At 40.7% G+C, this 9,387-nt stretch carries 10 protein-coding genes, 1 other RNA gene and 1 pseudogene; 11 read left to right on the plus strand and 1 reads right to left on the minus strand.

The annotated features are described in order from the left end of the window. A pseudogene (locus ADI86_RS11085) lies at positions 1–636 on the minus strand (IS630 family transposase); the annotation flags it as partial. Between the two features lie 283 nt (positions 637–919). Between ADI86_RS11085 and comW the strand changes: the two are divergent. The 11 genes from comW to ADI86_RS05240 all read left to right on the plus strand — a co-directional run bounded on the left by comW (position 920) and on the right by ADI86_RS05240 (position 9,239). Next, the gene (gene comW / locus ADI86_RS05195) at positions 920–1,156 is read left to right on the plus strand and encodes a sigma(X)-activator ComW (protein WP_049532057.1); all 237 of its coding nucleotides are present in this window, start codon (positions 920–922) and stop codon (positions 1,154–1,156) included. A 229-nt stretch (positions 1,157–1,385) separates the two neighbouring features. After that, positions 1,386–2,672: an adenylosuccinate synthase gene (locus tag ADI86_RS05200; RefSeq protein WP_004237599.1), complete on the plus strand. Its 1,287-nt coding sequence runs from the start codon at positions 1,386–1,388 to the stop codon at positions 2,670–2,672. A gap of 199 nt (positions 2,673–2,871) precedes the next feature. Then, a complete protein-coding gene (gene tadA / locus ADI86_RS05205; protein ID WP_001110112.1) occupies positions 2,872–3,339 on the plus strand; it encodes a tRNA adenosine(34) deaminase TadA in 468 nt (155 codons plus the stop codon). Between the two features lie 32 nt (positions 3,340–3,371). Beyond that, positions 3,372–3,469, plus strand: an RNA gene (ffs, locus tag ADI86_RS10735) — signal recognition particle sRNA small type. A gap of 56 nt (positions 3,470–3,525) precedes the next feature. Beyond that, a complete protein-coding gene (locus tag ADI86_RS05210) occupies positions 3,526–3,969 on the plus strand; it encodes a dUTP diphosphatase (RefSeq protein WP_020900461.1) in 444 nt (147 codons plus the stop codon). Then, a complete protein-coding gene (locus ADI86_RS05215) occupies positions 3,929–4,486 on the plus strand; it encodes a histidine phosphatase family protein (protein WP_162489316.1) in 558 nt (185 codons plus the stop codon). The genes ADI86_RS05210 and ADI86_RS05215 overlap by 41 nt, the downstream gene beginning before the upstream one ends. Positions 4,487–4,499: 13 nt before the next feature. After that, positions 4,500–5,861 (plus strand): DNA repair protein RadA, encoded by a 1,362-nt coding sequence (radA, locus tag ADI86_RS05220; RefSeq protein ID WP_080983179.1) that lies wholly within the window; start codon positions 4,500–4,502, stop codon positions 5,859–5,861. Positions 5,862–5,932: 71 nt separating this feature from the next. Then, entirely contained in the window at positions 5,933–6,628 is a 696-nt protein-coding gene (locus tag ADI86_RS05225; protein ID WP_000672726.1) for a TIGR00266 family protein, read from the plus strand. Between the two features lie 159 nt (positions 6,629–6,787). Then, positions 6,788–7,285 (plus strand): beta-class carbonic anhydrase, encoded by a 498-nt coding sequence (locus tag ADI86_RS05230; RefSeq protein WP_049532059.1) that lies wholly within the window; start codon positions 6,788–6,790, stop codon positions 7,283–7,285. Positions 7,286–7,309: 24 nt separating this feature from the next. Beyond that, a complete protein-coding gene (locus tag ADI86_RS05235; protein WP_049532060.1) occupies positions 7,310–8,125 on the plus strand; it encodes a PrsW family intramembrane metalloprotease in 816 nt (271 codons plus the stop codon). Between the two features lie 145 nt (positions 8,126–8,270). Further along, positions 8,271–9,239: a ribose-phosphate diphosphokinase gene (locus ADI86_RS05240; RefSeq protein ID WP_000010158.1), complete on the plus strand. Its 969-nt coding sequence runs from the start codon at positions 8,271–8,273 to the stop codon at positions 9,237–9,239. Positions 9,240–9,387 lie beyond the last annotated feature (148 nt).

Here is a 9,387-nt window from a genome sequence, read left to right on the forward strand (position 1 = left end):
CCTCCAGCAATAAGGAAGAAGGAATCTCCTGTCTGAGCATCTACTGCCCCATAACAATAGCGAAATTCTCGTATATAGTGACTATTTACATGTGGACGTACTTCCATTGGAGCCCAACAAGATCCCAGTTTACTGATTCTACCGAAACCAGCCTCATCTTGGTATATCAAGCGAACCTTACGAAAACGTCTACTGTATTTAAAACGCTTTCTTGTCTTCTTGAATTGAGATTTTATTTTTAGACGCGACAATGGTTTGAGCGTCTGCCTTCTTGGGATGTTCAGGTCGAGGAGTAACCGTTCGCCAACCATGGCGTTTCAACAGTTGATAGAAGGCATCACGTGTGTAGGAACGACCTAACTCCTTTTTATAAGCCTGAAATAAGGCATCAATTGTAATAAATTCTCCTGCCTCTGCAGCCCTCAAATGACGGGCAAGAAAGGCTTTCTCTTCCTCAACAGTCATATATGCATGGTTACGACCACCACGTGTTTCTTGAAGGAGAGAGTCGAGTCCTAATTCCTCATATTTTTTTACATTTCGCCAAATCGTTGTTTGATTACAGTCTAGAGGCTCTATAATCTCTTTATAAGACTTGACCATCAGACGAAATAGAACGATTTGAAGGCGTTGATGATTTTATCTTTTTCCTTGAGAAAGAATTTAAAGATAGTCTGAAAATCTGATACTATGCGTTTTTCTTATTTTAAGATTTTTACCTCAGTCTCTTTTAGTATTTAATGCAGTTAATAAGGTCTTTATAATAGTCTAATTTAGGTAGTAAATTTGTTCCTATCCTGTCAACTTTTCCTATTTGTTATCTTGTTGAGGTTTGTATTTTGACAATTCAGGAATTGATAGTGAATGTGTAAAATTTTTTGTTAGAATAAGTTCATAAAAAAGAAAAGGAGTTTTGATTATGTTACAAAAAATTTATGAGCAGATGGCGGATTTTTATAGAAATATTGAAGAAGAGTATGGTACGTTCTTCGGTGATCATTTTGATTGGGAACATTTTCATTTTAAATTTTTGATTTATTATCTTTTCCGATATAGCATTGGGAATCATCGGGATTTTATTGTTTACCATTATCGTGTTGCTTATCGTTTGTATCTTGAAAAATTGATAATGAAACAAGTTTTTATTTCTTGTTGAGTTTTTTGAGTAAATTTCCGAACAAATTTACTTTTTTATGGAAAGATAATAACAAATAGCTGGTAATTTTTCTAAATCATTTTTTAATAGTTGGAAATAGCAAATCTTTCTATTGTTTCTTCTTGATAAAAAGGCGATTTTTTCTTATAATAAATTGTAGGATATAATTGCAGGTGAGAGTCCTGCCATGTATGTGAGAAAGGAAGAGCCTGAGGGCTCAGACAAGATTATGACTTCAGTTGTTGTTGTAGGTACCCAATGGGGTGATGAAGGTAAAGGGAAGATTACTGACTTCCTTTCAGCGAATGCGGAAGTGATTGCGCGCTACCAAGGTGGTGATAATGCAGGTCACACGATTGTGATTGATGGTAAGAAGTTTAAATTGCACTTGATTCCATCTGGGATTTTCTTCCCTGAAAAAATCTCTGTTATTGGGAATGGAATGGTTGTAAATCCTAAATCTCTTGTAAAAGAGTTGAGCTACCTTCATGAAGAAGGCGTTACAACTGATAACTTGCGTATTTCTGATCGCGCGCATGTTATTTTGCCTTATCATATCGAGTTGGATCGTTTGCAAGAAGAAGCTAAGGGCGACAATAAGATTGGTACTACAATTAAGGGAATTGGTCCAGCTTATATGGACAAGGCTGCTCGTGTTGGAATTCGTATTGCCGATCTTTTGGATAAAGATATTTTCCGTGAGCGTTTAGAGCGTAACCTTGCTGAAAAGAATCGTCTTTTTGAAAAATTGTATGACAGTAAAGCGATTGATTTCGATGATATTTTTGAAGAATATTACGAATATGGTCAACAAATCAAGAAATATGTGACAGATACATCTGTTATTTTGAATGATGCGCTTGATAACGGTAAACGTGTTCTTTTTGAAGGGGCACAAGGTGTCATGCTCGATATTGACCAAGGGACCTATCCATTTGTTACGTCATCAAACCCTGTGGCTGGTGGTGTTACGATTGGTTCAGGTGTTGGTCCAAGTAAGATTGACAAGGTTGTAGGTGTATGTAAAGCCTATACGAGTCGTGTAGGAGACGGTCCATTCCCAACGGAGTTGTTTGATGAAGTGGGAGAACGTATCCGTGAAGTGGGTCATGAATATGGTACAACAACTGGTCGTCCACGTCGTGTGGGTTGGTTTGACTCAGTTGTGATGCGCCATAGTCGTCGTGTTTCTGGTATCACTAATCTTTCATTGAACTCTATCGATGTTTTGAGTGGTTTAGATACAGTGAAAATCTGTGTGGCCTATGATCTTGACGGTCAACGTATTGACTACTATCCAGCTAGTCTTGAGCAATTGAAACGTTGCAAGCCTATCTATGAAGAGTTGCCAGGTTGGTCAGAAGATATTACCGGAGTTCGTAATTTGGAAGATCTTCCTGAGAATGCGCGTAACTATGTTCGTCGTGTGAGTGAATTGGTTGGCGTTCGTATTTCTACTTTCTCAGTAGGTCCTGGTCGTGAACAAACAAATATTTTAGAAAGTGTTTGGTCGTAAGAGATTTTTAAGATTTGTTTAAGATAGGTCGGGTATACTATAGACAGTTACAAGAAGACCTCCTAACTTGTTGTAACAAATATCCTAAACTTTTCTTTTTCATAATAATCTCCCTATAAAGTCACCGCATTCGGTGGCTTTTTTTGTCTTGGGATTCATGATATAATAATAAAATCGATAAGTAGTAAAAGGGAAATTGATGAATTATACAGTTGAAGAAAAAGAAGTCTTTATGAGGGAAGCTTTGAGAGAGGCTGAGATTGCTCTTGAACACGATGAAATTCCAATTGGTTGTGTGATTGTCAAGGATGGAGAAATCATTGGTCGTGGGCATAATGCTCGTGAGGAGTTGCAACGAGCGGTTATGCATGCGGAAATTATGGCTATAGAGAATGCGAACCTGAGTGAGGAGAGCTGGCGCTTGCTGGATTGCACGCTTTTTGTGACCATTGAGCCGTGTGTCATGTGTAGTGGGGCGATTGGACTCGCCCGTATTCCAAACGTGGTCTATGGGGCTAAAAATCAGAAATTTGGTGCTGCTGGGAGTTTGTATGATATCTTGACAGATGAGCGTCTCAATCATCGTGTGGAGGTTGAAACGGGAATTTTGGAAGATGAATGCGCAGCTATTATGCAGGACTTTTTTAGAAATAGACGGAAAAAATAATTTTGCTTTTAAAATGAATAGGAATGTGATATAATAAATAGTGGAGCAACAGTTCTGCGTGAAGCGGGTCAGGGGAGGAATCCAGCAGCCCTAAGCGATTTGAATTGTGTGCTCTTTTTTTCGTGCTTTTTCCGAATAAATAAGATAGAATAATCTAGAATAAATGATAATAGAAAAGAGAAGATGATGAAAATTCGTGGTTTTGAATTGGTTTCTAGTTTTACAGATGAAAATTTATTGCCTAAGCGTGAGACAGCGCATGCGGCTGGTTATGACTTAAAGGTTGCAGTGCGCACAGTTATTGCGCCAGGAGAGATTGTCTTGGTTCCGACAGGGGTTAAGGCTTATATGCAGCCGACTGAGGTTCTCTACCTCTATGATCGTTCTTCAAATCCTCGTAAGAAGGGCTTGGTCTTGATTAACTCTGTAGGTGTCATTGATGGGGATTATTATGGAAATCCTGGGAATGAAGGGCATATTTTTGCTCAGATGAAGAATATTACAGATCAAGAAGTTGTTCTTGAAGTTGGAGAACGTGTTGTCCAGGCTATCTTTGCTCCTTTCTTAATTGCAGATGGAGATGCGGCTGATGGCGTTCGAACTGGTGGATTTGGCTCAACTGGTCACTAGGATGAAAATTATCTTTGTACGTCACGGGGAGCCAGATTATTGTGAGTTAGAGGAGCGTTCTTATACGGGATTTGGGATAGATTTGGCACCCTTGTCTGAGAAGGGACGGCAACAAGCCCAGAAACTGAGCAAAAATCCCTTGCTTCCTTCAGCTGAAATAATCGTATCTTCTGCAGTCACAAGAGCTTTAGAAACGGCTTCTTATGTGGCTTGTGCTACGGGACTTCCTTTGAGAGTGGAGCCATTATTGCATGAATGGCAGGTCTATGAAAGTGGCATAGATAGATTTGAAGAAGCTAGAAGACTATTTTTAGAAAATAATGGGGAGTTGCTCCCAAATTCTCCTGTTCAATATGAGACAGCTACGGAAATGAAGTCTCGTTTTCTAGAATGCATGGCTAAGTATCGGGAGCATCAAACTGTGGTAGTTGTTTCTCATCGAATGCTCATGCGTCAGTTTGTGCCAAATGAGAAGATTGATTTTTGCCAAGTGATTGAGTGTGAGTTAGAGATATAGAAAGAGGTTTATCATCGCAAAGAAAAAAGCGACATTTGTATGTCAAAATTGTGGGTATAATTCCCCTAAATATCTGGGACGTTGCCCCAACTGTGGATCTTGGTCTTCTTTTGTAGAAGAGGTTGAGGTTGCTGAGGTCAAGAATGCGCGTGTGTCCTTGACAGGTGAGAAAACCAAGCCCATGAAACTGGCTGAGGTGACTTCCATCAATGTCAATCGAACCAAGACGGAGATGGAGGAATTCAACCGTGTACTTGGGGGAGGAGTGGTACCAGGAAGTCTCGTCCTCATCGGTGGGGATCCTGGGATTGGAAAATCAACCCTTCTCCTACAAGTCTCAACCCAGTTGTCCCAAGTGGGTACGGTTCTCTACGTCAGCGGGGAGGAGTCTGCCCAGCAGATTAAACTACGTGCAGAGCGTTTGGGTGATATTGATAGCGAGTTTTATCTCTATGCAGAGACCAATATGCAGAGCGTTCGCGCAGAGGTAGAAAGAATTCAGCCAGACTTTCTCATCATCGACTCCATTCAAACCATCATGTCTCCTGAGATTTCAGGGGTGCAGGGGTCTATTTCTCAAGTGCGTGAGGTAACGGCTGAACTTATGCAGCTGGCCAAAACCAATAACATTGCCATCTTTATCGTAGGGCATGTGACCAAGGAAGGAACCTTGGCCGGTCCTCGTATGTTGGAGCACATGGTAGATACGGTACTTTACTTTGAAGGGGAGCGTCACCATACCTTCCGTATTCTGAGAGCGGTCAAAAACCGTTTTGGTTCAACAAATGAGATTGGGATTTTTGAGATGCAGTCGGGCGGTTTGGTTGAGGTCCTCAATCCGAGTCAAGTTTTCCTAGAAGAGCGTTTGGATGGGGCGACTGGTTCGTCAATCGTTGTGACTATGGAAGGGACGCGTCCAATTTTAGCAGAGGTTCAGGCTTTGGTGACACCGACCATGTTTGGGAACGCCAAGCGCACGACGACAGGACTTGATTTTAATCGTGCGAGTTTGATTATGGCTGTTTTGGAAAAACGGGCAGGTCTTCTCTTGCAAAATCAGGATGCCTATCTCAAATCTGCTGGCGGTGTCAAATTGGATGAACCTGCGATAGACTTGGCCGTTGCAGTTGCCATTGCTTCGAGCTACAAGGACAAGCCAACTAATCCTCAGGAATGTTTTGTAGGCGAACTGGGCTTGACAGGAGAGATTCGGCGCGTGAATCGTATCGAGCAGCGCATCAACGAAGCTGCTAAACTGGGTTTTACTAAGATTTATGTACCTAAGAATTCCTTAACAGGAATCACTCCACCCAAGGAAATTCAAGTTATTGGAGTGACAACGATTCAGGAAGTTTTGAAAAAAGCATTCTCCTAATCGTTATGGTCAGTTTTAGATGATTAATTATTTTATTGCTAACATTTATTAAAAATAAGGAGGAATTTCTGATGAAATTTTCTATGGACAGTCATATGCAATTTCCTTTGGTAGAGCTGTCACTCAATCAAGGAGAAACCGTCTATATCCAGCGAGGTAGTATGGTTTACCACACGCCTAACGTAAGTCTCAATACCCAACTCAATGCTAGCGGTTCAGGTTTGGGACGTTTTGTTAAAGCTGTAGGACGTTCAATGGTTTCTGGTGAAAGCACCTTCATTACTCAAGCTGTAGCAGAGTCTGATAACGGGAACCTTGCTCTAGCACCAGATACTCCTGGGCAAGTAATTGCTCTTGAACTAGGTGAAAAACAATATCGACTGAATGATGGGGCTTTTCTAGCTCTGGATGGTACAGCTTCCTATACTATGGAGAGTCAGTCTATTGGTAAAGCTCTGTTCGGAGGGCAAGGCGGTCTCTTTGTGATGACTACCCAAGGCCAGGGAACTCTCTTGGCCAATGCTTTTGGCTCTATCAAGAAAATTGAGCTACAAAACCAAGAAATAACCATTGACAATGCCCATGTGGTGGCTTGGAGTCAATCTTTGGACTATAATATCCACTTAGAAAATAGCTTCTGGCAGTCTATTGGTACAGGTGAAGGAGTGGTTAACACCTTCCGAGGAACTGGTGAGGTCTACGTACAAAGTCTCAATCTTCAGAGCTTTGCAGGATCGCTCAATAAGTATATCCAAAAAGGTTCATAAAAATAAAACTAGGACAGAAGCCCAAGCTAGAAGCTGGATGTCTCTGTCCCAGTTTTTTTATATGAAGGTTGACAACTGACAAGACAAAGAAAAGATGGTAAGATAGGAGATGAATAATTTGGTGTTCAAATTATCTGGTAGACTAGAAAGTGAGTTGTCATGTCCTATTTTGAAAATTTTTTAAAAGCCAATCAAGCCTATGTAGAACTGCATGGAGATCTTCATTTATCAATCAAACCAAAGACCAAGGTTGCAATCGTAACTTGTATGGACTCGCGTTTACACGTTGCGTCAGCTCTTGGGTTGGCTCTGGGAGATGCTCATATTTTGCGGAATGCGGGTGGTCGAGTGACGGAGGATATGATTCGTTCGCTAGTTATTTCCCAGCAACAGATGGGGACAAGAGAGATTGTGGTGCTGCACCATACAGACTGTGGTGCTCAGACCTTTGAAAATGGTCCTTTTCAGGAGTATTTGAAAGAGGAACTGGGTGTCGACGTGTCAGACCAAGACTTCTTGCCCTTCCAAGATATAGAGGAGAGTGTGCGAGAGGATATGCAAGCCCTTATCGAATCTCCCTTAATACCAGACGATGTCATTATCTCTGGTGCTATTTACGATGTGGATACAGGAAGTATGACAGTCGTAGAATTATAAATACTTTATTTAGAAAGAAAGTGTATGAAGAAAAATAGTATTTTATTTATTTTTATCTTATTGCTATGTATTGGTTTACAGTATGAAACCATCTACTATACTGACGGCTCTATGTCAGCTGCGGAATATGGACTAATGGGAGTTTCTATCTTTCTAGCTCTCTTTTACATGATTCCGGCTCTTTATTTCCTTTTCCATATTGGGAAAAAATGGGAATTGCCAAAGAAGTTCTTGATTTTGTCTTTATTGGGTGGGATGTTCCTTTCGGGCTGGTTATCTAGCTTTGCTAATACCTATATCCATGATTTGCTGGGTATTCTTTTCCCAGATAGTGCATTTTTAAATGTCTTTGAAAGTGCTATTGTGGCTCCTTTGGTAGAAGAACCCTTGAAATTGTTGCCACTTGTTTTCGTTTTGGCTTTGATTCCTGTGCGAAAATTCAAATCTTTGTTTTTACTAGGGATTGCTTCTGGTTTGGGATTTCAAATGATTGAGGATATTGGCTACATTCGTACGGATTTGCCAGAGGGGTTTGACTTTACTATTTCAAGGATTTTAGAGCGTATCATCTCAGGAATTGCCTCTCACTGGACTTTTTCAGGTCTGGCTGTAGTAGGTGTTTACTTGCTTTACAGAGCCTATAAAGGACAGAAGGTTGGCAAGAAAGAGGGGCTTATTTTCCTAGGTTTAGCCTTGGGAACTCACTTCTTATTTAACTCGCCTTTTGTAGAGTTGGAGACAGAGTTGCCTTTAGCGATTCCAGTGGTTACAGCTATTACTCTCTATGGTTTTTATCAGGCTTATCGCTTTGTTGATAAGAACGATGAGTTGATAAACTAGAATATTTTTCAAAAGAATGATGCAAGGGTACAAATATGGTGCCCTTCTTTTATTTTTGATTGAAAAATAGTGTAAAAAGCGCTACAATGGTAGATGGAAAAATCTTGTGAAAAGCACAAGCGATACATATATACCGGAGGAAATCATGTCTTTTTCTGATTTAAAGCTGTTTGCCCTTTCTTCTAATAAAGAATTGGCAGAACGTGTGGCGCAGGAGATTGGGATAGAGTTGGGGAAATCAAGTGTTCGCCAATTTTCAGATGGAGAGATTCAGGTCAACATCGAAGAATCAATCCGTGGGAAACACGTCTTTATCCTACAATCAACTAGCTCGCCTGTAAATGACAATCTGCTTGAAATTTTGATTATGGTGGATGCTTTGAAGCGTGCGAGTGCAGAATCTGTCAATGTTGTCATGCCTTACTATGGGTATGCACGTCAGGATAGAAAGGCGAGAGCGCGTGAGCCAATCACTTCAAAACTTGTCGCAAATATGCTTGAAGTAGCTGGAGTGGATCGTTTGTTGACAATCGACTTGCATGCTGCGCAGATTCAAGGATTCTTTGATATTCCTGTGGATCATTTGATGGGAGCTCCTCTGATTGCGGATTATTTTGAGCGTCGTGGCATGGTTGGTTCTGACTATGTGGTTGTCAGTCCAGACCATGGAGGGGTGACTCGTGCCCGTAAGTTGGCAGAATTTTTGAAAACATCTATCGCTATTATCGACAAACGTCGTAGCGTTGATAAGATGAATACCAGTGAAGTCATGAACATCATCGGTAAGGTAGAAGGCAAGACTTGTATCTTGATTGATGATATGATTGATACTGCTGGAACGATTTGTCATGCGGCAGATGCCCTTGCGGAAGCTGGTGCTGTTGAAGTCTATGCAAGCTGTACGCATCCAGTTCTTTCTGGTCCTGCTATGGACAATATCCAAAAATCAGCTATTAAGAAATTGGTTGTTTTGGATACCATCTATCTGCCAGAAGAGCGTTTGATTGATAAGATTGAGCAGATTTCAATCGCTCATCTCCTAGGTGATGCTATTGTACGTATCCATGAAAAACGCCCACTTTCTCCACTTTTCAGTATTGAGAAAAAGATTTAATGACCAAGCCTGAGATGATTCTCAGTTTTTTTTCGTCTATTTTGCGAATAAATAGATAGAGTCAGTGAATCTAGTAAAACTAGATTTAATACTCTTCGAAAATCAAATTCAAACCACGTCAACGTCGCCTTGCCGTACTCAAGTACAG

It is taken from the genome of Streptococcus pseudopneumoniae, assembly GCF_001074975.1.
GTDB lineage: Bacteria > Bacillota > Bacilli > Lactobacillales > Streptococcaceae > Streptococcus > Streptococcus pseudopneumoniae_D.

Excerpts from the sequence above, each read along its gene's own strand:
- comW (WP_049532057.1), top strand. The coding sequence starts at position 920 with ATGTTACAAAAAATTTATGAGCAGATGGCGGATTTTTATAGAAATATT.
- ADI86_RS05200 (WP_004237599.1), top strand. The coding sequence starts at position 1,386 with ATGACTTCAGTTGTTGTTGTAGGTACCCAATGGGGTGATGAAGGTAAA.
- tadA (WP_001110112.1), top strand. The coding sequence starts at position 2,872 with ATGAATTATACAGTTGAAGAAAAAGAAGTCTTTATGAGGGAAGCTTTG.
- ADI86_RS05210 (WP_020900461.1), top strand. The coding sequence starts at position 3,526 with ATGAAAATTCGTGGTTTTGAATTGGTTTCTAGTTTTACAGATGAAAAT.
- ADI86_RS05215 (WP_162489316.1), top strand. The coding sequence starts at position 3,929 with ATGGCGTTCGAACTGGTGGATTTGGCTCAACTGGTCACTAGGATGAAA.
- ADI86_RS05225 (WP_000672726.1), top strand. The coding sequence starts at position 5,933 with ATGAAATTTTCTATGGACAGTCATATGCAATTTCCTTTGGTAGAGCTG.
- ADI86_RS05230 (WP_049532059.1), top strand. The coding sequence starts at position 6,788 with ATGTCCTATTTTGAAAATTTTTTAAAAGCCAATCAAGCCTATGTAGAA.
- ADI86_RS05235 (WP_049532060.1), top strand. The coding sequence starts at position 7,310 with ATGAAGAAAAATAGTATTTTATTTATTTTTATCTTATTGCTATGTATT.
- ADI86_RS05240 (WP_000010158.1), top strand. The coding sequence starts at position 8,271 with ATGTCTTTTTCTGATTTAAAGCTGTTTGCCCTTTCTTCTAATAAAGAA.